General features: G+C 70.9%; 17 protein-coding genes. 11 read left to right on the top strand and 6 right to left on the bottom strand.

Annotated elements, in window-relative coordinates:
• Positions 1–5 precede the first annotated feature (5 nt).
• On the top strand, positions 6–1,835 hold the full coding sequence (gene sucB / locus AC1DPN_RS12105) for a 2-oxoglutarate dehydrogenase, E2 component, dihydrolipoamide succinyltransferase (RefSeq protein WP_477084986.1): 1,830 nt from the start codon (positions 6–8) through the stop codon (positions 1,833–1,835).
• Positions 1,836–1,957: 122 nt separating this feature from the next.
• On the top strand, positions 1,958–2,848 hold the full coding sequence (locus AC1DPN_RS12110; RefSeq protein WP_477084987.1) for a TIGR01777 family oxidoreductase: 891 nt from the start codon (positions 1,958–1,960) through the stop codon (positions 2,846–2,848).
• Positions 2,849–2,852: 4 nt separating this feature from the next.
• Here AC1DPN_RS12110 and AC1DPN_RS12115 read toward each other — a convergent pair whose 3' ends face one another.
• From AC1DPN_RS12115 to AC1DPN_RS12125, 3 genes are read right to left on the bottom strand one after another with little or no spacing between them, the layout of a single operon-like run.
• Positions 2,853–4,082, bottom strand: a complete 1,230-nt coding sequence (locus AC1DPN_RS12115; protein WP_477084988.1) for a hypothetical protein — start codon at positions 4,080–4,082, stop codon at positions 2,853–2,855.
• A 57-nt stretch (positions 4,083–4,139) separates the two neighbouring features.
• Positions 4,140–5,162, bottom strand: a complete 1,023-nt coding sequence (locus tag AC1DPN_RS12120) for a Gfo/Idh/MocA family protein (RefSeq protein ID WP_477084989.1) — start codon at positions 5,160–5,162, stop codon at positions 4,140–4,142.
• 5 nt (positions 5,163–5,167) lie between these two features.
• A complete protein-coding gene (locus tag AC1DPN_RS12125; protein WP_477084990.1) occupies positions 5,168–7,453 on the bottom strand; it encodes an MMPL family transporter in 2,286 nt (761 codons plus the stop codon).
• 39 nt (positions 7,454–7,492) lie between these two features.
• On the opposite strand from AC1DPN_RS12125, the gene AC1DPN_RS12130 reads away from it, so the two are divergent.
• The 4 genes from AC1DPN_RS12130 to AC1DPN_RS12145 are packed head-to-tail and all read left to right on the top strand — an operon-like array spanning position 7,493 to position 10,425.
• On the top strand, positions 7,493–7,960 hold the full coding sequence (locus tag AC1DPN_RS12130; protein ID WP_477084991.1) for a MarR family winged helix-turn-helix transcriptional regulator: 468 nt from the start codon (positions 7,493–7,495) through the stop codon (positions 7,958–7,960).
• 4 nt (positions 7,961–7,964) lie between these two features.
• A complete protein-coding gene (gene lipB / locus AC1DPN_RS12135; RefSeq protein WP_477084992.1) occupies positions 7,965–8,627 on the top strand; it encodes a lipoyl(octanoyl) transferase LipB in 663 nt (220 codons plus the stop codon).
• 52 nt (positions 8,628–8,679) lie between these two features.
• Complete coding sequence (gene lipA / locus AC1DPN_RS12140; protein WP_477084993.1) at positions 8,680–9,681, top strand: lipoyl synthase; 1,002 nt, start codon at positions 8,680–8,682, stop codon at positions 9,679–9,681.
• A gap of 39 nt (positions 9,682–9,720) precedes the next feature.
• Positions 9,721–10,425, top strand: coding sequence for a DUF4191 domain-containing protein (locus tag AC1DPN_RS12145; RefSeq protein ID WP_477084994.1), 705 nt, complete (start codon positions 9,721–9,723; stop codon positions 10,423–10,425).
• A 62-nt stretch (positions 10,426–10,487) separates the two neighbouring features.
• On the opposite strand, the gene AC1DPN_RS12150 is transcribed toward AC1DPN_RS12145, so the two are convergent.
• A complete protein-coding gene (locus AC1DPN_RS12150; protein ID WP_477084995.1) occupies positions 10,488–10,997 on the bottom strand; it encodes an RDD family protein in 510 nt (169 codons plus the stop codon).
• A 149-nt stretch (positions 10,998–11,146) separates the two neighbouring features.
• Here AC1DPN_RS12150 and AC1DPN_RS12155 point away from each other — a divergent pair, with 149 nt between their 5' ends.
• Both AC1DPN_RS12155 and glnA read left to right on the top strand, forming a co-directional pair.
• On the top strand, positions 11,147–13,321 hold the full coding sequence (locus AC1DPN_RS12155; RefSeq protein ID WP_477084996.1) for a glutamine synthetase III family protein: 2,175 nt from the start codon (positions 11,147–11,149) through the stop codon (positions 13,319–13,321).
• A gap of 221 nt (positions 13,322–13,542) precedes the next feature.
• The gene (gene glnA, locus AC1DPN_RS12160) at positions 13,543–14,967 is read left to right on the top strand and encodes a type I glutamate--ammonia ligase (RefSeq protein ID WP_477084997.1); all 1,425 of its coding nucleotides are present in this window, start codon (positions 13,543–13,545) and stop codon (positions 14,965–14,967) included.
• A gap of 152 nt (positions 14,968–15,119) precedes the next feature.
• On the opposite strand, the gene AC1DPN_RS12165 is transcribed toward glnA, so the two are convergent.
• Positions 15,120–15,635, bottom strand: a complete 516-nt coding sequence (locus AC1DPN_RS12165; RefSeq protein ID WP_477084998.1) for a flavodoxin family protein — start codon at positions 15,633–15,635, stop codon at positions 15,120–15,122.
• 102 nt (positions 15,636–15,737) lie between these two features.
• On the opposite strand from AC1DPN_RS12165, the gene AC1DPN_RS12170 reads away from it, so the two are divergent.
• Positions 15,738–17,309 carry a GAF domain-containing sensor histidine kinase gene (locus AC1DPN_RS12170; RefSeq protein ID WP_477084999.1) on the top strand — a complete coding sequence of 524 codons (1,572 nt, stop codon included), beginning with the start codon at positions 15,738–15,740 and terminating at the stop codon, positions 17,307–17,309.
• A 165-nt stretch (positions 17,310–17,474) separates the two neighbouring features.
• The gene (locus AC1DPN_RS12175) at positions 17,475–18,023 is read left to right on the top strand and encodes a hypothetical protein (protein WP_477085000.1); all 549 of its coding nucleotides are present in this window, start codon (positions 17,475–17,477) and stop codon (positions 18,021–18,023) included.
• A gap of 93 nt (positions 18,024–18,116) precedes the next feature.
• Here AC1DPN_RS12175 and AC1DPN_RS12180 read toward each other — a convergent pair whose 3' ends face one another.
• Positions 18,117–18,293, bottom strand: coding sequence for a hypothetical protein (locus AC1DPN_RS12180; RefSeq protein WP_477085001.1), 177 nt, complete (start codon positions 18,291–18,293; stop codon positions 18,117–18,119).
• Between the two features lie 143 nt (positions 18,294–18,436).
• Here AC1DPN_RS12180 and AC1DPN_RS12185 point away from each other — a divergent pair, with 143 nt between their 5' ends.
• Entirely contained in the window at positions 18,437–22,708 is a 4,272-nt protein-coding gene (locus AC1DPN_RS12185) for an nSTAND1 domain-containing NTPase (protein ID WP_477085002.1), read from the top strand.
• Positions 22,709–22,715: the final 7 nt, after the last annotated feature.

The following is a 22,715-nucleotide window of genomic DNA, read 5'->3' on the forward strand; positions in this document are numbered from 1 at the left end:
CGGTCATGTCCGACAACGTGCAGCTGCCCGCCCTCGGTGAGTCCGTCACCGAAGGCACCGTCACCCGCTGGCTGAAGAACGTCGGCGACACGGTGGAGGTCGACGAGCCGCTGCTCGAGATCTCGACCGACAAGGTCGACACCGAGATCCCGTCGCCGTTCGCCGGCGTGCTCGAGCAGATCCTCGTCCAGGAGGACGAGACGGTGGAGGTCGGCGCCACGCTGGCCGTCATCGGCTCGGGCTCCGGTGCCGGTGCTGACTCGGGCTCCGACTCCGGTTCCGACGAGAGTTCGTCGGCCGCCGAGGCCGAGGCCGAGACTCCCGCGCAGGCGCCCGCCGAGGAGCCTGCGGCCGAGGCAGCCCCTGCCGAGCAGCCGGTCGAGGAGCACGAGGAGCCGGCCGCAGCCCCCGCCGCCTCGGCAGCCGACGAGTCCGGTGGCGCCGGCGAGAACGTCACGCTCCCCGCGTTGGGCGAGTCCGTGACCGAGGGCACCGTGACCCGCTGGCTCAAGAGCGTCGGCGACTCGGTCGAGGTCGACGAGCCGCTGCTCGAGATCTCCACCGACAAGGTCGACACCGAGATCCCGTCGCCGTTCGCCGGCACGCTCCAGCAGATCCTCGTCCAGGAGGACGAGACGGTCGAGGTCGGCGCAGTGCTCGCCGTCATCGGGTCCGGTGCCTCGGCACCGGCCGCCGACGCACCGGCTGCGCCCGCCCCGGCCGCTGAGCCGGTCGCTGCCGAGCCCGCTCAGGAGCCGCAGTCCGCTCCTGAGCCTCCCGCCGCGCAGGAGCCGGCCGCGCAGGAGCCGGCCGCGCCGGCACCCGTCCCCGCGACGCCCGCTCCGGTCCCGGCCACCCCGGCGCCCGTACCGGCTCCCGCCGCCGCACCTCAGGCGTCCGGCAGCTACCTCACCCCGCTCGTCCGCAAGCTCGCGGCCGAGAAGGGTGTCGACGTCGCGACGCTCGCGGGCACCGGTGTCGGAGGACGCATCCGCAAGGAGGACGTCCTCGAGGCCGCTGCGAAGGCCGAGGCTGCCGCCAAGGCCGCCGCGGCACCCGCAGCGCCCGCCGCAGCACCTGCCGCCGCGCCGAAGACCGCCGCCGCGACGGTCTCGCCGCTGCGTGGTACGACCGAGAAGGCGAGCCGGCTGCGCCAGATCATCGCCGAGCGCATGGTCGACGCCCTGCACTCGCAGGCGCAGCTGACCACGGTCGTCGAGGTGGACGTCACCAGGATCGCCCGTCTCCGGGCCAAGGCGAAGAGCGAGTTCTCCGCTCGCGAGGGCGTCAACCTGACGTTCCTGCCGTTCTTCGTCCTCGCCGCGATCGAGGGCCTCAAGGCCTACCCGAAGATCAACGGTGTGCTCGAGGGCAACACGATCACGTACCACGGCGAGGAGAACGTCGGCATCGCCGTCGACACCGAGCGTGGTCTGCTCGTCCCGGTCATCCGCGACGCGGGCGACCTGAACCTCGCCGGCATCTCGCGCAAGATCGTCGACCTGGCCGGCCGTACCCGCCAGAACAAGGTCACGCCCGACGAGCTCAGCGGTGCGACCTTCACGGTGACCAACACCGGCTCTGGGGGCGCGATCATCGACACGCCGATCGTCCCCGGCGGCACGTCGGCGATCCTCGGCACGGGTGCGATCGTCAAGCGCCCGGTCGTGATCCAGGACGCCGACGGCGCCGAGGTCATCGCGATCCGCTCGATGTGCTACCTGTCGCTCTCCTACGACCACCGCCTGGTCGACGGAGCCGACGCGTCGCGCTACCTGAGCGCCGTCAAGGCTCGCCTCGAGGAGGGTGCGTTCGAGGCCGAGGTCGGTCTCTGACGCCCCACGCGACCAACGCCGCGGCCCTGTTCCCCACCCGGGAGCAGGGCCGCGGCGTCTCGCCTGGCAGATCCTCAGGATCTCGTCCGGCCGAGCACTCGGGCCGAACGTAGTGTGTCCGCATGCAGGTGGTGGTGGCGGGTTCGCACGGGTTCATCGGGGGCGCCCTGGTCCCTCAGCTGCGCCGTGACGGCCACCTGGTCCGCACCCTCGTGCGCGGCGAGACGCGCAGTCCCGACGAGATCCGGTGGGACCCGGACGCCGGCCGGCTCGCACCGTCGGACCTCGCCTGGGCGGACGCGGTCATCAACCTCGCAGGGGTCAACCCGGGGTCGCGACCTCTGACGGCGGCGCGAAAGAGGCTGGTCGTCTCGTCCCGCGTCAACACCACCCGACTGCTCGCCCGCACGCTCGCGGACCTCGACGACCGGCCACGCTCCCTCCTGCAGGCGTCCGGGATCGGCGCGTACGGGTCGCGTGGCGACGACGTGCTCGACGAGGACGAGCCGCTCGGCACCACGTTCTTCGCCGGCGTGGTGCGCCAGTGGGAAGCCGCCACCGCACCCGCCCGGGACGCCGGGGTGCGGGTCGTGCACCTGCGCACCGGGGTCGTGCTGAGCTCCCACGGCGGCGCGCTCGGCAAGCTCCTGCCGCTCGTCAAGCTCGGTGTCGGGGGCCGGTTCGGCAACGGACGCCAGTTCTGGCCGTGGATCTCGCTCACCGACGAGGTCCGAGCGATCGAGCACCTGCTCACGTCCGAGGTCCGCGGTCCCGTGAACCTCGTGACGGCAGCGGACCGCAACGCGGACGTCGTGGGCGCCCTCGCGCGTGCGTTCCACCGGCCCGCGGTCGTCCCCGTGCCGGCGTTCGCGCTGCGCGCCGTGCTCGGCGACTTCTCGTCCGAGGTGCTGGGCTCGAACCGTGCGGTCCCCACGGTCCTGGCCGCGGACGGCTTCGTCCCGACGCACCCCGACCTGACCAGCGTCGCCCGGTGGATCGCCGCGGGCGGCTGAACGGTCAGTCGACGTCCTCCGTGACGTCCCACACGCGCCACCCGTCGTCGGTCCAGCGCAGTCCCAGCACGACCGTCCGCGGCGCCGCCTCGCCGGCGGTCGACGACATCGCTGCCGTGACCGCGACGTCGGTGGTCGAGCCGCGGGCGCCCGCGTCGGGGATCAACCAGGCGTCGCGGACGTCGACCGCCAAGCCACCGGCCCCTCCCGGGTCGAGCGAGGCGAGCAGGTCGACGTCGGCGGTGTGCGCGGGGCCGTCGGGGATCTCGACCTCGCCGAGTCGGCCCGGGTCCGCGTCGCCGACGACCGCGGTACGCAGCGCGCTGAGCTCCACAGCCGCCGCGACCGGGTCGTGCGGGTCGGTGAGCGCGCTCACGGGCTCGGCGGGACCGCCCAGGAGCCGCCAGCCGACCGCACCGAACGCGAGCACCGCCACCGACGCCAGCACGACCAGGCGGACGGGGAGCCGACGCCGTGCGGAACGACGCGTGCGCAGCGGCGGCGCATGCCGCGCGCTCGACAGCAGTGCCGACGACGCGAGCGACCCGGCGTCGGGCAGCAGGACCGGCTCGGGATCGGCAGCGCCGAAGCACGCATCGACCACGCACCCCGCATCGACCGCGGGGTGCGCGAGCGCTTCGAGCAGCGCGTCGCGGAGCGCGAGGCCACCCGCCAGCAGGTGCACCTCGTCACCGGGCAGCTGTGCGATCACCGCGGCCGCGAGAGCCGCGAGGTCCTCGACTGCCGACCCCGCACCCGAGACGACGCTGCGCAGGTCGCGCAGGAGCGGCCGTCCGTCGGCGCGCACCTGGATCGTCGAGGCGTCGACCGCGCCGTGCGCGAGGGACGCGTCGTGCAGCGCACCCAGCGCCCCCGCGACCGGTATGGCGACCGTCGCGGCCTCACCGTCGGTCAGCGGTGCCCGCGCCGCGCGGATCTGCGCGAGCGACAGCCCTTCGACGTGCTCGACCACCAGCCCGAGGCGCCCGGGCGCCACCTCGGTCGCGTCCAGGAGCCGCGCGAGGTGGTCGTGCCGGACTCCGCGCAGCCGCTCGACCCGCGCGACGAGCGCGTCGTCCCGCACGTCCGCGTCCAGCGTCTGGAGCTCGAGCCGGTTCCCGGACCCGTCGAGCGCGACCGCGAGCCACCGGTCATGTCCGAGCGCGGTCGTCGCACGCAGGCCAAGCCGTGCGAGCGCGGCCTCGACGTCGTCGGGCACCACCGTTGCCTCCATCCCGTCATCCAAGCGAAGGCGGGACGGGAGCGTCGGCGGTCATCCACAAGCCGCCCGTCAGGGCAGCTGCACGACCCGACCCTCGTCGGCGGACACGAGCGCCGCATCGAGCACCCGCGCGGTCCGGGCAGCGTCGAACGGGTCGACCGGCACCGGGCCCCCGTCGCGGACCCACGAGACCACAGCGCGGTAGACGTCGACGTGACCGCCGCCGACGCGAGGCACAGCGGTCCGCTCGTCGCCCCGGACCAGCCAGCCCTCGTGCACCGGCTCGCCGGGACCACGGGCCTCCTCGTAGGCGTCGTCGAGCGTCGTGAACGGGGACGCCTCGCCCTCGAAGCTCGTGACGAGGTACGCACCCTTGTCGCCCAGGACCCGAGTGCGCGGACCCGGCGCACCGACGACGGCGCCGGCCTGCAGGTGGCTGGTCACGCCGGTCTCGTGCACGAGGGCGAGGAACACGTCGTCGACCGCGGGAGTCTTGCGGGCGTGCAGCTCGGCGTAGACGGACCGCACCGGACCGAACAGCTGCGTCGCCGAGTCGACCAGGTGTGCGCCGAGGTCGAGCAGGAGTCCCCCGGCGAGCGGGTCGTTCTCCTTCCACCGGTCCTGCGGCACCGGGCGGAACCTCTCCCAACGACGCTCGAAACGGTGCACGTCACCGAGCGCACCCTCGGACAGCAACGACAGCAGCGTGAGCTGCTCGGTGTCCCAGCGGCGGTTGTGGAACACGGTGAGCCGGCCGTCGCCTCGTGACGCGAGCATCTCGGCGTCGTCGGCGGTGGTGGCCAGAGGCTTGTCGACCATCACGTGCAGGCCGGCCGCCAGCGCAGCCAGGGTGTGCTCGACGTGGTCGCCGGTCGGGCTCGCGATGACCACGAGGTCGAGGTCCGCCGCGTGCGAGAGGAGGCCCGCGACGTCCGGCTCGACGATCGCGCCGGGCCAGTCGGCCTCGACCTGCTCGGCGCGGCTTCGCGTGACCACCACGGTCACCTGCTGGCCGGCCTCCCGCAGCAGACGGGCGTGGATGCCCCGCCCTGCCCCGCCGTACCCGACCAGTCCCACGCGCAGCACACTCATGGCGCTCACTCTAGGTCGGCGCCGGACGCGTGCTGGCCGTGCGGCTTCGGGCGAGACAGCGCGCTGGGCCACCACGTCCGGTGGTCCAGGTCGTGCACGAGCGCAGGGACGAGGAGGCTGCGGACCACGAGCGTGTCGAGCAGAACGCCGAAGGCCACGATGAACGCGATCTGGGCGAGGAACAGCAGCGGGATGATCCCCAGTGCAGCGAACGTCGTCGCGAGCACCACGCCGGCCGAGGTGATCACGCCTCCGGTCACGGTGAGCGCACGGATCACCCCGGTGCGTGTCCCGGCTGTGACCGCCTCCTCCCGCACCCTCGTCATCAGGAAGATCGAGTAGTCGACCCCGAGCGCGACGAGGAACACGAACGCGTACAGCGGGACGACCGGGTCGGCGCCGGGGAATCCGAGCACGTGGTTGAACACGAGGGCCGCGACACCCAGCGCCGCTGCGAACGACAGGACGTTGGCGGCGAGGAGCAGTGCGGCCGCCACGACCGAGCGCAGCAGCATCATGAGGATGAGGCCGATGACCAGCAGGACGACGGGGACGATCGTCCGCAGGTCCTGCTCGCTCGCGACCTGGGTGTCCAACGTCTCGGCTGCGGCGCCCCCGACCACGGCGGGCGGGCTCTCGGCGTGCACGACCGTCCTGAGGTCCTCGACCACCGCGACGGCGGCCTGCGAGTCCGACGAGGCCTCCGTGGCGACGTCGAGCCGCACCCGTCCGTCCACGACGATCGCGGGAGCGTCCGACGTGGGCGCACCGCTCGGAGCACCCGTGTAGGGCGTCACCGACGACACCCCGTCGACGCCCTCGGCCGCCTCGGTGACGGCCGCCGCGTCGGCCTCGTCGACGATCACGATCACCGGCTGCACGGCACCGGCCGGGAAGTGCTCGACGAGCACTTCCTCGCCGGCGACGGCGTCCACGTCCGTCAGGAAGACGTCGACCTGGTTGGTACCCGACGCCTTGAACGTCGGCAGGAACGCCGCACCGACGCACAGTGCGAGCGCCGTGACGATCCAGACCAGTCGCGCACGGCGACCGACGAACCTCGCCGTGCGCGCCCACAGCCCGTTCCCGGCGGCCGGGTCCGGCTCGGCCGTGGGGTCGAGGTGGGCGTGGTCGACGGGGTGGGCGACGGGCGCGTGCGGGTGGGGGGCTCGCGGCCAGAACAGGAACCGCGACCGACGACCGCCGATGAGCAGGATGGCGGGCAGCAGGGTCAGCGCGCCGAGCAGCGCCGACGCGATGCCGATCGCGGCGACCGGTCCGAGCGACCTCACGGAGCCGAGGTCCGAGAGGAGCAGGCAGAGCACGCCGGCGATGACGGTGCCGGCGCTGGCGGTGATCGGCTCGACGCACGCCCGCAGGGCACGCCCCATCGCGGTCGCGGGGTGCTCGACGCGGCCGAGCTCCTCCCTGTACCGCGCCACGAGCAGGAGCGCGTAGTCCACGGACGCCCCGACCACGAGGATCGAGAGGATCCCCTGCGACTGCCCGTTGAGCACGAGCGTCCCATTCTTGGCCAGGTGGTAGACCACGAGCCCGGCCAGGCAGAGCGCGAAGACCGCCGTGAAGATGACGACGAAGGGCAGGAACGGTGATCGGTAGACCAGCACGAGGATGAGCAGCACGGCACCGAGCGCCACGAGCAGCAGGACGCCGTCGATGCCGCCGAACGCGGTGACCAGGTCGGCGACGAACCCGGCGGGACCGGTCACCCAGGCCTGGAGACCGAGGTCGCCGGCCGACGTCGCGGTGGCGCCGAGGGAGTCCTCCAACGACGCCCGGAGCGCGAGGACGAAGGAGTCGGTGACTCCCGCCTCGTCGGCCAGCAGGTCCTCGGCCTTGTCGGCGTCCAGCGAGAACGCGACGAGGAGCGCCTCGCCGTCCTCGGACGGGACGACGGCTGGTTCGCCGACGAGGTAGTCGGACCAGGTGCCGTCGTTGCCCTCCGGCAGAGCCTGGTCGGGGACGCCTGCGGCCCACTCCTGGACGGCGGCCAGCTGCTCGGGTGAGACGTCGCTGCCGTCAGCGGGCTGCACCACCACCAGCGCAGGTAGGGTCGGCGTGTCGACGAAGGCCTTGCTCTCCTCCGCGGCCCGGGTGGACTCGGCCGACGAGGGCAGGAACGCCGCCGCGTCGTTCGTCTGGACCTGCGAGAGCTTGCCCTGGGCCATGCCGCCGAGCGAGCCGACGGCGAGCCAGGCAACCAGCGCGACGCCGACGAGCAGGGCACGGACGACGGTGGACCGACGATTACTCAGCATGCTGAGTATCATCGAGGCGAATCCTCCGAACGGCAAATTGGAGGCACCCGCATGACGCCGGAGATCGACCCGGCCTCGACCGACCCCGCGCACTGGCCCTCGGGCAGGCTGCTCTCCGCGGCCGCTCGTCGGGTAGAACGCGACTTCGACGCGCACCTGGCCGCCTGGGACCTCAACCACGCCAGCCTGCCCGTGCTCGTCCACCTGTCCAGGGGTCCGCTCTCGCAGCGGCAGCTCGCCGCGGCGTGCGGTGTCACGGAGCAGACGACCAGCCGGGTCGTGGCCCGGATGGAGCGCACCGGCTACGTCACCCGGACTCCGCACGAGCAGGATCGACGGCGCCTCGTCCTGTCGATCACGGACGCCGGCCGCGCTGCCCTCGCCGTGGCGTCGGACCGCGAGCACGCCGAGTCGTTGGTGATCCGCGGCATGTCCGAGCGAGACGTCGCCGAGCTGCGCCGGCTGCTGACGCTCGTCGCACGGCCGGAGCCGGACGCCGCGGATCCCGGGTTAGCCTGACCGCATGCGGTTCGACGAGCTCGACCTGGGCACGCGCCTGCTCCCCTACGAGCCGACGTGGCAGCTGCAGCGCGAGGTGCACGCCGGCGTCGCGGACGGGACCCGTGAGGACACCGTCCTGCTGTGCGAGCACGAGGACGTCTACACCGCCGGCAAGCGCACGGCGAAGGCCGACCGTCCGGTCGACGGGACCCCGGTCGTCGACGTCGACCGCGGCGGCCGCATCACGTGGCACGGTCCCGGCCAGCTCGTCGGCTACCCGATCGTCCGGCTGGCCGCGCCGATCGACGTCGTCCGCTACGTGCGGGCCCTCGAGGACGCCCTCATCCTCACCTGCGCGGATCTCGGCCTGTCGGCGATCCGGGTCGAGGGGCGCAGTGGCGTCTGGTTCTCCGCGGACCCCGCGCGCGGGTTGCGTGAGCGCAAGGTGGCCGCGATCGGCGTGCGCGTGTCACGCAGCGTCACCATGCACGGCTTCGCACTCAACTGCGAGCCCGACCTGTCGGTCTACGACCGCATCGTGCCGTGCGGGATCCCGGACGCCGACGTGACGTCGCTGTCCGTCGAGGTCGGTCGCCGCGTGACCATCGCCGAGGTGACCCCGCTGGTCCGCGGGCACCTGGCCGACGCCCTCGCACCCCTGCTGGACGCAGTACCGGCGCTGTGACGTCCAACTCCCCCTGCGGCCCTCGCGTCGCCCGCGGGTTAGTCTGACCGACGTGACGATCGCAGCCGATGGCCGACGCATGCTCCGCATCGAGGCACGCAACTCCGCGACACCCATCGAGCGCAAGCCCGAGTGGATCCGAACCCGCGCGACGATGGGCCCCGAGTACACCGAGCTCAAGGGCCTGGTGAAGCGCGAGGGCCTGAACACGGTCTGCGAAGAGGCGGGCTGCCCCAACATCTTCGAGTGCTGGGAGGACCGCGAGGCCACGTTCCTCATCGGCGGCGACCAGTGCACCCGACGCTGCGACTTCTGCCAGATCGACACCGGCAAGCCGGCGGACTTCGACGCCGACGAGCCGCGCCGGGTGGCCGCGTCCGTGCAGGCGATGGGCCTGAAGTACTCGACCGTCACCGGCGTCGCCCGTGACGACCTGCCCGACGGCGGCGCCTGGCTCTACGCCGAGACGGTCCGCCAGATCCACGCGGTCAACCCCGGCACCGGCGTCGAGCTGCTCATCCCCGACTTCAACGCGACGCCCGAGCTGCTCGACGAGGTCTTCTCGTCGGAGCCCGAGGTGCTCGCGCACAACCTGGAGACGGTCCCCCGCATCTTCAAGACGATCCGCCCGGGCTTCCGATACGACCGGTCGCTCTCGGTCATCACGCGGGCTCACGAGGCCGGTCTGGTCACCAAGTCCAACCTCATCCTGGGCATGGGCGAGACGACCGAGGAGGTCGTCGAGGCGCTCGCCGAGCTGCACGAGGCCGGCTGCGACCTCATCACGATCACGCAGTACCTGCGCCCGTCCGTGCGGCACCACCCCGTGGACCGCTGGGTGCGCCCGGAGGAGTTCGTCGAGCTGTCGGCCGAGGCCGAGCGCCTCGGCTTCCTCGGCGTCATGTCCGGGCCGCTGGTGCGTTCGTCGTACCGTGCCGGACGCCTCTGGGGGCAGGCGATGCGTCGCTACGGTCGCCCGATCCCCGAGGCGCTGGCTCACCTGAGCGAGCCGACGACCTCCCGCCAGGAGGCGGCGAGCCTGCTCGCCCGCTGACGTCCTGAGCACGGTTTCACGTCGGTAGACTTCCGACCCATGGCCCGCGACAAGTCCTCCGCAGAAGCGCCCGTCAAGAAGCAGCGCTGGTACCACCAGCTGTGGCAGGTCTTCCAGATGACCCGCAAGAGCGATCCTGCGATCACCTGGATCCTCCTGGCGATCTTCATCGGGATCATCGCCGTCGGCGTCGCGGTCGGCCTGGCCACCGGCGCACTGATCTTCTGGCTGCTGCTGGCCATCCCGTTCGCGGCTCTGGCCGCGATGTTCGTCCTGTCGCGCCGCGTCGAGAAGGCCGCGTTCGCGCAGATCGAGGGCCAGACCGGCGCCACGCTTTCGGCCCTGCGCAGCATCCGCCGCGGTTGGACGTTCCCCGAGGAGCCCGCCGCGTTCGACCCGAAGACCCGCGACCTGGTGTTCCGGGGCGTCGGCAAGCCCGGCGTCGTGCTCGTCGGCGAGGGTCCGGCGCCGCGGATCAACAAGCTGCTCGAGGCCGAGCGCAAGCGCACCGCACGCGTCGTCGGCGGCGCGCCGATCACGCTGCTGCAGATGGGCGACGGCGAGGGCCAGATCCCCTTGCGCAAGCTCCCCCGTGCCGTCCAGCGGCTGCGCGGCGGCAAGCTCACCAAGCAGGAGATCGCCGAGGTCAACAAGCGACTCACGGCGCTCGGCGGCGCCAAGCTCGCGATGCCGAAGGGTGTCGACCCCAACCGCGCCCGCCCGGACCGCAAGGGTCCGCGCTGACGCTGGTCGGCTGAGCGTGGTTCGAACGGGGTCTGCCTTGGCAGGCGCCCGCCTCTGACGCCTCAGCGTCGGACGATGGCCGTGCCCGCGAGCCGGTCGTGCAGCCCGCGTCCGTCGGCGTCCCAGATGACCGCGGGCACGACGAGGCAGAGCAGAACGGTGCGCACGACCGCACTCACGAAACCGGGTGCCGCCGTCTCCCACACCGGGTCGACCACCTCCCCCTTCGGCGTCGCGAACACGCGTCGCACGCGCAGGCCGACGATCCGGTGGCCGAGGGTGTTGCCGATCGACCCGACGAGCAGGACGTTCTCGAGCGCGAAGATGCCGAGCGTCGCCAGGGAGCTGCCGCGCGTCAGGTAGAAGCCCCCGGACGTCACGGGGAAGAACGCCGCGGAGATCGCGAGGCACGCGAACCAGTCGATGAGCAGAGCCACCACGCGCCGCCCGAGCCGTGCGAGCGACCCCGAGCCGGAGGCGCTCAGCCCCAGGCGCTCGCCACGTCCCCCCGCAGGGTCGCGCCCTGCCGGTTCGCCCTCGAGCCACGAGCTGATGTCCCGCCGTTCTGCCACCAGTGCAGGGTACGGGCCGGTACCACTCACAGGCGCACGGAGCGAGACGGCAATCAGCCCGAAACGTCCCCGGTATGCGCTGTTCGTAGGTTGTGCCCACTCGCTCCGCTGAAGACACCGGAGTGCCGAGTCGTGCCTGAGGGGTACCAATGAGCGGAAACGCCGTCCGTCGCGAGGCGATCTGGAACGTCGAGGCCTACGTTCCTCCCGCCGTGAGCTTCAACGGGGACGAGGCGCCCGGGGAGATCTTCGGTGCGAACGTCTTCAGCAAGTCGGCGATGCAGAAGCGTCTGCCGAAGTCCGTCTACAAGTCCGTCATGGCGACCATCGACCACGGCGAGATGCTCGATCCAGCGATCGCCGACGCCGTCGCGTCCGCGATGAAGGACTGGGCCCTGGAGAAGGGCGCCACGCACTACGCGCACGTGTTCTACCCGTTGACGGGACTGACCGCCGAGAAGCACGACAGCTTCTTCGAGCCGGTCGGTGACGGCACGTCGCTCGCGGAGTTCGCGGGCAAGACGCTCGTCCAGGGTGAGCCGGACGCGTCCAGCTTCCCGAACGGCGGTCTGCGCAACACGTTCGAGGCGCGTGGCTACACCGGCTGGGACGTCACGAGCCCCGCGTACATCCTCGAGAACCCGAACGGGAACACGCTCTGCATCCCGACGGTCTTCGTGTCGATGACCGGCGAGGCGCTCGACCACAAGACGCCGCTGCTGCGCTCCCAGCAGGCCATGGGTGAGCACGCCGCGCGCATCCTGACGCTGTTCGGGCACGAGAACCAGAAGGTCGTCGCCTTCTGTGGGCCCGAGCAGGAGTACTTCCTCGTCGACCGGCACTTCTTCCTGGCCCGTCCTGACCTGCTCAACGCCGGCCGCACCCTCTTCGGGACGAAGCCGCCGAAGGGCCAGGAGTTCGACGACCACTACTTCGGCGCCATCCCCGACCGCGTGCTCGGCTTCATGATGGACACCGAGCGAGAGCTGTTCAAGCTCGGCATCCCCGCCAAGACCCGGCACAACGAGGTCGCTCCCGGTCAGTTCGAGATCGCGCCGATGTTCGAGCGCGGCAACATCGCGGCGGACCACCAGCAGCTGCTGATGACGACGTTCAAGACGATCGCCAAGAAGCACGGCATGGAGTGCCTGTTCCACGAGAAGCCCTTCGCCGGGGTCAACGGCTCCGGCAAGCACGTGAACTTCTCGCTCGGCAACAGCGAGCTGGGCTCGCTCCTGGTGCCCGGCGACACTCCGCACGACAACGCCCAGTTCCTCGTCTTCTGCGCTGCTGTCATCCGCGCCGTGCACAAGTACGCGGGCCTGCTGCGCGTGTCGGTGGCGTCCGCGACGAACGACCACCGGCTGGGTGCCAACGAGGCTCCCCCGGCGATCATCTCGATCTTCCTCGGCGACCAGCTCGCCGACGTGTTCGAGCAGATCGCCAAGGGCGCGGCGACGTCGTCGAAGGGCAAGGGCGTGATGCACATCGGCGTCGACACCCTGCCCGTGCTGCCGACCGACCCCGGCGACCGCAACCGCACCAGCCCGTTCGCGTTCACGGGCAACCGCTTCGAGTTCCGCGCCCCGGGCTCGATGCAGACCGTCGCCGGGCCGATGACCACGATCAACACGATCATGGCCGACTCGCTCGACCACTGCGCCACCGAGCTCGAGACCGCGCTCGCGGCCGGCACGGACTTCGACCAGGCCGTGCAGACGCTGCTCACCGACATCATCACCGACCACGGGAACGTCGTCTTCAACGGCGACGGCTACTCGACGGAGTGGCCGATCGAGGCGGAGCAGCGCGGGCTGGCCAACCTGAAGACCACGCTGGACGCCCTGCCCGAGCTCATCACCGAGCCCGCGATGGAGCTGTTCGAGAAGTACGGCGTGTTCAACCACCGTGAGATGCACAGCCGCTACGAGATCGGCCTCGAGCAGTACGCCCTGACCATCGGGGTCGAGGCGCGCCTCGCGCTCGAGATCGGCACCACGGCGATCCTGCCCGCGGCCGTCAAGCACCAGACGGACATCGCCCTGAACATCGGGGCGCTCAAGGCCGCCGGGGTCGAGCCCGACCTCGCGCCGCTCGACGAGATCGGCGTCCCGCTCGCCGCCCTGCGCGCTGGGCTCGCCGGGCTGCGTGCTGCGCTCACGGCCGACGCGGGCCACTCGGCCCTCGCCGAGGCGGAGCACGCGCGCGACGCTCTCCTGCCGGCGATGGCCGAGGTGCGTTCCGCCGCAGACGCGCTCGAGGAGCTCGTCGCCGACGAGCTGTGGCCGCTGCCGACCTATCAGGAGATGCTCTTCATCCTCTGAGGAACGTCGCGTCGCCCGGCCGAGATCACCCGGTCGGGCGGCGCGAACAATCCTCGGACGCGGGCGTCTTCCGCCTGGCCATCGGGCTAGGGTCGAGCACAGGTAACACCAGGCGGACTGTCGTAACACCGTCGAAACATTCGATACACGACGGAGAAACGGGCCGCTCGTACCCTGCGTGTGCCCGACCCGATGGGATTCACCCGACCGAGGAGCAGCGGATGTTCAGCAAGCCAGAGGAAGTCCTGGCGTTCATCAAGAGCGAGGACGTCAAGTTCGTCGACGTCCGGTTCTGTGACCTGCCTGGGACCATGCAGCACTTCAACGTCCCTGCCCCGACCCTGGACGCCTCGTTCTTCACCGAGGGCCAGATGTTCGACGGGTCGTCGATCCGCGGGTTCCAGGCCATCCACGAGTCCGACATGAAGCTCATCCCGGACGTCAGCTCGGCCTACATCGACCCGTTCCGGGTCGAGAAGACGCTGAACATCAACATGCACATCGTCGACCCGTACACCGACGAGCCCTACAGCCGCGACCCGCGTCAGGTCGCCGCGAAGGCCGAGGCGTACCTGGCGTCGACGGGCATCGCCGACACGGCCTTCTTCGCCCCCGAGGCCGAGTTCTACATCTTCGACGACGTGCGCTTCAAGACCGCGCAGAACGAGTCGTTCTACAAGATCGACTCCTTCGAGGCGGCCTGGAACTCCGGCCGCGAGGAGGAGGGTGGCAACCTCGGCCACAAGATCCCCTACAAGGGTGGCTACTTCCCCGTCCCCCCGGTCGACGGCTTCGCGGACATCCGCGACCAGATCAGCCTGCAGCTGGACGCCCTGGGCCTGGGTGTCGAGCGCGCGCACCACGAGGTCGGCACCGCCGGCCAGCAGGAGATCAACTACCGCTTCGACAAGCTGGCGATCTCCGGCGACAAGGTCATGCTCTTCAAGTACGTCGTGAAGAACGTGGCCCACAACAACGGCAAGACGGCGACCTTCATGCCGAAGCCGCTGTTCGGTGACAACGGCTCGGGCATGCACGTGCACCAGTCGCTGTGGAAGAACGGCGAGCCGCTGTTCTTCGACGAGAAGGGCTACGGCGGCCTGTCCGACCTCGCCCGCTGGTACATCGGCGGCCTGCTCAAGCACGCGCCGTCGCTGCTCGCGTTCACGAACCCGACGGTGAACTCCTACCACCGCCTGGTCCCCGGCTACGAGGCTCCCGTCAACCTCGTCTACTCGGCGCGCAACCGCTCCGCGTGCATCCGCATCCCGGTCACCGGTTCGAACCCGAAGGCCAAGCGCATCGAGTTCCGCGTCCCGGACCCGTCGTCGAACCCGTACCTGGCGTTCGCGGCCATGCTCATGGCCGGCATCGACGGCATCCAGAACCGGATCGAGCCGCCCGAGCCGGTCGACAAGGACCTGTACGAGCTGCCCCCTGAGGAGCACGCCCTCATCCAGCAGGTCCCGGGCTCGCTCGGCGAGGTGCTCGACAGCCTCGAGGCCGACCACGACTTCCTCACGGCGGGCAACGTCTTCACGCCCGACCTGATCGCCACGTGGATCGACTACAAGCGCTCCGCCGAGGTCGACCCGATCCGTCTGCGCCCGCACCCGCACGAGTTCGAGCTCTACTACGACGTCTGACAGTCAGTCGCTCATGGCTGCTCCCGTGAGCGTCTGACCAGCAGCAGTGGCACCCCCGTCGCCCATGTGGTGGCGGGGGTGCCGCACGTTGGCCGACGACATCTCCCGCGCTGGCCGGGCTCGTGCCGCATGGCGGGCTCAGGCGGCTCCGGTCATCGCCGAGCGACGTCGAGCAGGAGCGCGGTGAGGCTGCGGCCCCAGGCGTGGGCACGCTCGAGCTCCCCTTCGCGCAACGGGCCCTTGATGCCGTCCACGAAGAACGACTCGGCTTCCCCGGTCACCTCGAACCCGCTACGCCGGAGCAGGTTGACCGCACCCAGCGCACCCGTGCCGGTCCCGAGCGGCAGATGGATGCGGGTGTCGAACGTGGCGGCGGAGACCTGCCCTTCCGGAACTTCCAGCCGGTGCAGCCATTCCCGCAGCACTGTTGTCGTGGTGATCGGAACGCGTGCGTGGTCTGGGTTGTGCGTCGAGGGCCGAGACGGTCTGCCCATGCCGAACGCCTGCTTGGGGCCGCCCACGACGAGCAGCTCGACCGTCGAGGGCAACGTCGTAGGAGCCGCGTCTACCCGGTGAAGCTGCGCACCGGGGATCTGCTCGGCGACGCCTCGCCAGACGGCTTCGGCGATCAGACCGGTGTTCCCGAACGATGTCTCGTACACGACCATGGCCCGCACTGAACGCACCTCCCCAAAGGTTAATCTCCAACCTTCGAGCAGAGGACGCTCGCGTCGTAGGGCCGTTTGTCCTGTTCACTGCATACTTCGGGCATGAAGCGCGACGACGGACTCGATGAGCTCATGGGCGCCGTGGTCTCGCTGTCGTCGTCGCTCGATACCGCGACCGTGCTGGAACGCCTCGTCGCGGCGGGCTGTCGGCTGACTGGCGCCCGGTACGGAGCGCTGGGTGTCGTCGGCGAGCACGGCGGTCTGGTGGAGTTCGTGCACCGTGGCATCGACCCGGACACCGCCGAGAAGATCGGGCCGCTGCCCACCGGCAAGGGTGTCCTGGGGCACCTCACGGTCAGCCCGCACCCGATCCGGCTGCACGAGATCTCCGAGCATCCCGCGTCCGTGGGGTTTCCTGCCCACCACCCACCGATGGACTCCTTCCTCGGTGTGCCCGTCCGCTCCCGCGACGAGGTGTTCGGGAACCTGTACCTGACCGAGAAGCACGAGCCGGACGGTTCTCGCGCAGACTTCACCGACCGTGACGAGCAGCTCGCTCTGGCGCTCGCAGCTGCTGCGGGCGTAGCCGTCGACCACGCGCGTGTGTACCGCCGCGCCCGGCAGCATGAGCTGTGGCTCGAGGCGGCGGCCGCGTGCAGCCAAGCGCTGACCAGCGGGCTACCTCGAGCCGAGGCGCTCGAGGTGGTCCGCGCCACGGTCGCCCGGGTCGCAGAGTCGGACGTCGTCCGGTTCCATGACGACGTCCCGGCGGACCTGAGCGACGAGCTCGCCGGGGACGTGCCAGTCCTTAGACGACTGCCCGATGGTGGCGCGATGGGCATGCCGGGGCCGGTGTGGGTACTGGCGGCACCGCTGCGCAGCGGAGAGCAGTGGGTGGCTGCGATGACGATCTGCTGGCCCGGTGCTTCCGACGAGACCGGACCGCGGCTGGACCTGCCGAGCGTCGCCGGCTTCTGCGAGCAGCTGGCGTTGGCGCTCGACGTCGCCGAGGCGCACTCCGACCGTGCCCGGCTCGCTGTCCTGGAGGAACGCGAACGGATCGCTCGGGACCTGCACGACATGGTCATCCAGCGGCTGTTCGCGATCGGGCTCGATGTCCAGGGTCTTGCGCAGGACGCTGTGCGACCCGACATCGCAGCGCGCCTGGAGAGCACCGTGGACGACCTCGACGAGACCATCAAGGATGTCCGCACGACGATCTTCCGCCTCAGTGCGCGCGCCGGCGCGACCCCGAGCGGGTTGCGGCACCTCATCGACACCGAGGTCGTCCGCTCCCGGGCCTCGCTCGGGTTCCTTCCGCGGCTGCGCATCGACGGCGTCACCGCGGCCGTGCCGGACGACGTCGGCCAGGACGTGGTCGCGGCCGTTCGGGAGGCGCTGTCGAACATCGCTCGGCACGCACGTGCCCGTGAGGTCATCGTGCGCGTGTACATCGGCAGTGACTTCCGGCTCGAGGTGCAGGACGACGGCATCGGTATCGACCGTGCAGCGGCGCGGAGCAGTGGGCTGGCCAACCTCGCCGCACGGGCGGTCGGCCGGGGCGGAGCCATGGACGCCGTCCCGCTGGACGAAGGTGGGACGTTGCTGACCTGGAGGGTCCCGCTGGCCTCGGGTGCGGCCGGTACCCAACCGAGCCGGCCCGCGGACGCGTAGACGACGCCCCCTCTGTTCGTCGGCTCACGACCGACGGTGACCAAGTCGGGGCGACGAATAGGGCCGATGCGCCCTACGGCGACGGCACGCGGGGTGGCCAGACTGTGAGAACCGCCAACCGGGCGGCACCTTGCAACGCCAGCGCGCAGGGAGGCAGCGCAGCCTATGGGATCCCAGGCGGAGCCCACCTACCCGTCGAAGCGCACGAAGCCCAGCTCCGCTGGGCGCTCGGGCCGATGTCGGCTGCTGTCCGACCTCCTGCCCACCTCGACGGCGATGACCGGAGGGATCCTCGGTCGCCAGCTCGACCCGACCGCCGTCGCTGAGCTCCTGTACGACCTCAGCACCGCGGGCGCCTCGGTCAGGTGCGAGGGAACCACTGCCACGTTCGAGCTCGACCAGGCGAACGTCACGAAGACGCGCACCTACCCGAAGGTCGCGACCCTGACGACGCTCGACCTTGCCTCGTTGGCTCAGCAAGGACTCCTGATCGAGGTGAGCCTGTACCGCGGTCGTCGCGAGATCTTCCGTGGCCGCTTCGAGGAACCTCACCCGACGGGCGACCTCGTGAACATGATCGATGCCCCGAGGAACCGATGGGGCCGCGCATTGCGCGCGGCAGGGGTCTGGTTGTACCGAGGCCTCCAGTCGTCGGGCGCCTGCTTCGGCTTGGTACCTGGAGCCGCCGGCCCGGACGGACCGGCGGCAGCGTAGCCAGAAGCACACGGGCTTCCCATCGGGTCGCCCCCGTCACCCCCCAGCGGTGACGGGAGCGTCCTCGCGTTCCACCCGCCCGGCCGACCCGGCTCACACCGCGCACATGAACTGCGCGCGACAGATCGGCTGGGTGCGGAGCGCGTGGACCTGGCTGGCGTGCGTCGCTGCGGACCCCTCGCCCGGCGACGTCTCCTGTGAGCTCGGGCCACAGGCGCACAGTCCCGCGGCGACCACTGCGGCGACGAGGATGCTGAATCCCTTCTTCATGATGCCCTCCGTGATGTCGGCACCGCCCGGTGGCGGCACTGAGAACGTTGTGGGCCTCGGCGGTATCACGCCGCCCGCGCGCTGGTATCACGGCGGTATCGCGGGGATTGACCGCCTCGAGAACGCGGCGGAGAGTTCGGACCGTGAGCATCCAGGTGCTCGGGCCCCTCACCGTCGGTGGCGCCGACGGCTACGGGTTGCGCGACCGGGTCGTCCTGGAGGTCCTGGTGGTCCGGGCCAACGAGTCGGTCGACACGGAGGTCCTGGCGGACGCGGTCTGGGCGCAGGAGCCGCCGGTCAGCTGGCAGAAGGTGGTGCAGGGGTGCATCAGCCGGCTGCGCAAGCAACTCGGCCCGGACGCCATCGAGACCACGTCGTACGGCGGCTACGTCCTGCGCATCAACGACGATCAGATCGACGCCCGCCGGTTCGAGCACCTGCTCTCGCGGGCGCGTGACCATCTCACCGACGACGACCCCGACCGGGCCTCCTTCGTGCTGGACGAGGCGCTGGCGCTGTGGCGCGGTCGCGCGCTGGCCGATCTCGAGGACTGGGAACCCGGCCGCACCGAGGCCGAGCGGCTCGAAGGTCTGCGGATGGACGCCCAGGAGCTTCGGGTCGAGGCCGAGATCGCGGCCGGGCGGGCTCGCGCGAACCTCGAGGACGCGCGGGCACTGGTCAAGGAAGCGCCGTACCGCGAGCGCCGTTGGGCCCTGTTCGCCCGTGCGCTCTACCAGTCGGGCCGGCAGACCGAGGCGCTCGACGTGCTCGCCCGGGCACGGCGGATGCTGCGCGAGGAGCTCGGGCTGGACCCCGGCGCCGAGCTGCTCGCGCTCGAAGCGGCGATCCTCCGGCAGGATCCCGAGCTCGACGGTGTGGAGGCGCTTCCGAGCCGCCTGGTCTGCCCGTACCGCGGGCTCCTTCCGTACGAGAGCGAGGACGCCGAGACGTTCTTCGGCCGCGAGCTCGACATCGAGGCGTGCCTGTCCAGGTTGCGCACCCAGGGAACCGTGTCCGTCGTGGGCCCGTCGGGCATCGGCAAGTCGTCGCTCCTCCGGGCAGGCGTCGTCGCCACGCTCCAGGGCGAGGGATCGAGCGTCCTGGTCACGACGCCGGGCAGCCGGCCGCTCGACTCCCTGGCGCTCCTGCCGTCGCTTCCGCCCTTCCCCGTGCTGGTCGTCGACCAGTGCGAGGAGGCGGTCACCCTGTGCGGCGACGAGGCGCAGAGGACGGCCTACCTCGACTGCCTCGCGGAGTACGGCGGGCCCGTCGTGATCTCGCTGCGTGCCGACCGCATCGGCGAGCTGTCGACGCATCCCGGTTTCGCGCGGCTCGTCGAGCGAGGTCTGTACCTCCTGTCCCCCATGAGCGAGGACAACCTGCGAGCGGCGATCGAGGGACCGGCCCGACTGGCCGGGCTGAGGCTCCAGCAGGGCCTCGTCGACCTCCTGGTGCGCGAGGTCGAGGGCGAGCCGGGAGCGCTGCCGATGCTCTCGCACGTGCTGCGGCAGACGTGGGAACGGCGGGAGGGTGCAACGCTCACGGTCGACGGGTACCGGGCCACCGGAGGGATTCGCAACGCCGTCGCGCAGTCGGCCGAGAACCTCTACGCCGGTTTCGACGAGCAGCAGCAAGCCCAGGTTCGCGCGATGTTCCTGCGGCTCGTGGCGCCGAACGACGACGGCGAACCCGTCCGCGCACGCGTACCGCGCGAGAAGCTCGCTCTGGACGTGGCCCACGAGCGACTCATCGACCTCCTGGCCGCTGCCCGCCTGGTCAGCAGCGACGAGGGGGACGTCCAGATAGCCCACGAGGCACTCGCGCGCGAGTGGCCGCGGCTGAGGGGATGGCTCGAGGACGACGTCGAGGGCCAACGCGTCTTCCGCCACCTCGCCGCCGCGGCCGAGGGCTGGGAGCTTCTGGGTCGGCCCGACAGCGAGCTCTACCGTGGCGTGCGCCTGGCCGCCGCGGCCGAGTGGGCCGACCCGCACCACGGGGAGCTGACCGAGACTGAGCAGTCGTTCCTGGATGCGTCCGCTATCAACGCCGATCGAGAGCTCAGGGCGAGAGCGCGCAGCAATCGTCGGCTACGGCTCGCGCTCGCGGGCGTCGGCACGATGCTCGTCGCCGCTCTCGTCGCGGGCCTCATCGCGGTCGACGCGGCGGGGCGGTCCGACGCCCAGGCGCGGATCGCCGCCCAGCAGGCAGCGATCGCCGACGACCAGGCGCGGCTCGCCGACTCGCGCCGGCTCTCAGCCGTAGCCCTGACCACGACAGAACCTGATCTCGCTGTGCTGCTCGGCGTGCAGGCCGTGCGGCTCGACGACTCGTTCGCAGCGCGCTCGGCCCTGCACGACGTGCTCGAACGAGCCGGAGACCTCGTCGCGATCGCCCATGGGGCGGGCAACTTCCTCGACGTCAGCCCCGACGGGCGAACTGTCGCGGTCGCCAGCGCGATCGGTGCCGACGTCCCAGGTCAGGAGACCTTCGACGCGCAGGACCTGACGAGGACGGGCGGAAGGCGCGACCTCACCGCGCTCACTCTCGCGTACTCACCGGACGGTACGCGTCTCGCCGTCGCTGTCGTCAACCAGGACCCGTCAGGGAGCAGCATCGACCTCCCTGACCCGCACCCCGTGCGCATCCTGGACGCGCAGTCGCTCGAGGAGGTGGCGACCTTGGGCGGTTTTGCCGACGGCTCGATGGTGGATCGCGACGCACTGGTCTTCAGCGAGGACGGGTCGCGGATCGCGGCCGTCACATGGAGAGACAACTGGACCGACGAGGCCCTGGTCTGGGACACGGACAAGCCCTCCGAACCGGTTCTGCGCATCGACATGCCGGAGATCTATGGCCGGGTTCTGCTCAGCCCGGACGGGGAGACCGTCTATGTCGCCCAGAGGTCCGGCATCGACAGCCTTCGCGCATTCGACGTCGACACGGGCGCACGGAGGCTGGCCACGACTCCCGAGTATCGGGGCGAACGAGAGGCGATCGTCGCCCTCAGTCCGGACGGCTCGACACTCGCTCGTTCCGGCGTCGACGGGGTGGTCGTCCTGGACGCGGCGACGTTCGAGCGACGGTTCACGCTCGTCGGTGAGTCCGAGGGGGTCAACGCGCTGGAGTTCGGTCCGGACAGCGATCGGCTCGCAGCAGGCTACGCAGACGGGAAGATCGTGGTCTGGGATCTCCCCACCCGTGGTCAGGTGCAGTCGTTCCTCGGGCACACCACAGAGGTGACCGACATGGCGTTCAGCCCCGACGGCCACACCTTGTACTCGGTTGCACCGGACCGGATGCTTCTCGCGTGGGACCTGGACGGGACGCGCGGGTTCCCCGGGTGGCGCTCGTTCTCGGCTGAACCGTCCGGCCTCGACCTCGCACGCTCCATCCCGTCGCCGGACGGCTCGAAGGTGCTGTACCAGTCGTACGGCAGCGGTGCGGAGGTGCAGTCGATCCAGTTCCGTGACCTCGCGACGGGCGCCCTCACTCCGCTGACGGCAGTTCCCGGCCGGCTGCCCTCCGAGTTCGAGTGGAGCCCCGACTCGAGCATGGTGCTCAGCGCGCAGACCGACCCGACGACGAAGGTTCGCTGGCTGGAGTCGTGGGACCCCGACACCGGAGCATCGGTCCGGCGGAAGGTCGGTACGCCGGCAAGCTGGCTGACGTTCACGAGCGACGCAGAGCTGGTACTGGCGGTGGACCCTAAGAAGTCGGTCTGGCGGATCGACCCGACGACGCTCGAGGTCGTAGGTCCGCCTATCGTCCTACCCGCGCTGAACGCCGAGGAGTGGGACTACCCCCTCCTCAGTCCCGACGACCGCACTCTGCTGGTGCGTCGATGGAGCAGCAACGAGTGGCTCGCCGTGGTGGATCTGCCGACCGAGACGATCCAGGACCTTCGTCTCGACGGGTTCCCGGCCACGATGGCCTTCTCCCCCGACGGCACCGAGCTCGCGGTCTTCTACGGCAACGAGAGTCAGTGGGGCGTCATCGACGTCGCCGCCCTGCGCGAAGGGCGACTCGAGTACCGCACACCGATGCGCCAGTTCCCGAGAAACCACGTCTGGGAGATGACCTACAGCACCGACGGCTCGAAGATCATCACGACGGGCAACGGGGTGGTCGACCTCTGGGACTCGCAGACCCTCGACCAGCTGGGCAGCCTCACCGCCGGCAGTCGCGACGACGTCGCCACGGCACGGCCGATGGGCGGGCAGTCGTTCGTCATCGCCCAGCCACGAGGGAAGGTGCTCACCTGGGACTCCAGCCCGCAGCACGTGATCGACATCGCCTGCCGGCTCGCCGGCCGCAACCTCACTCAGGGCGAGTGGAACCTGTACCTCCAGCACCGCACCTACGAACCTGCGTGTCCGCTGTTCGGCGGAACCCCGTGGAGACAGGTGCCGATGTGACGGCGCG

It is taken from the genome of Cellulomonas sp. P4_H4, assembly GCF_056400865.1.

Coding starts and splice junctions, on each gene's coding strand:
- AC1DPN_RS12175 (WP_477085000.1), top strand. CDS start 17,475: ATGGGATCCCAGGCGGAGCCCACCTACCCGTCGAAGCGCACGAAGCCC.
- AC1DPN_RS12170 (WP_477084999.1), top strand. CDS start 15,738: ATGAAGCGCGACGACGGACTCGATGAGCTCATGGGCGCCGTGGTCTCG.
- AC1DPN_RS12155 (WP_477084996.1), top strand. CDS start 11,147: ATGAGCGGAAACGCCGTCCGTCGCGAGGCGATCTGGAACGTCGAGGCC.
- AC1DPN_RS12130 (WP_477084991.1), top strand. CDS start 7,493: ATGACGCCGGAGATCGACCCGGCCTCGACCGACCCCGCGCACTGGCCC.
- AC1DPN_RS12115 (WP_477084988.1), bottom strand. CDS start 4,082: ATGGAGGCAACGGTGGTGCCCGACGACGTCGAGGCCGCGCTCGCACGG.
- AC1DPN_RS12120 (WP_477084989.1), bottom strand. CDS start 5,162: ATGAGTGTGCTGCGCGTGGGACTGGTCGGGTACGGCGGGGCAGGGCGG.
- AC1DPN_RS12110 (WP_477084987.1), top strand. CDS start 1,958: ATGCAGGTGGTGGTGGCGGGTTCGCACGGGTTCATCGGGGGCGCCCTG.
- AC1DPN_RS12125 (WP_477084990.1), bottom strand. CDS start 7,453: ATGATACTCAGCATGCTGAGTAATCGTCGGTCCACCGTCGTCCGTGCC.
- AC1DPN_RS12180 (WP_477085001.1), bottom strand. CDS start 18,293: ATGAAGAAGGGATTCAGCATCCTCGTCGCCGCAGTGGTCGCCGCGGGA.
- lipB (WP_477084992.1), top strand. CDS start 7,965: ATGCGGTTCGACGAGCTCGACCTGGGCACGCGCCTGCTCCCCTACGAG.
- glnA (WP_477084997.1), top strand. CDS start 13,543: ATGTTCAGCAAGCCAGAGGAAGTCCTGGCGTTCATCAAGAGCGAGGAC.
- AC1DPN_RS12165 (WP_477084998.1), bottom strand. CDS start 15,635: ATGGTCGTGTACGAGACATCGTTCGGGAACACCGGTCTGATCGCCGAA.
- sucB (WP_477084986.1), top strand. CDS start 6: ATGTCCGACAACGTGCAGCTGCCCGCCCTCGGTGAGTCCGTCACCGAA.
- AC1DPN_RS12145 (WP_477084994.1), top strand. CDS start 9,721: ATGGCCCGCGACAAGTCCTCCGCAGAAGCGCCCGTCAAGAAGCAGCGC.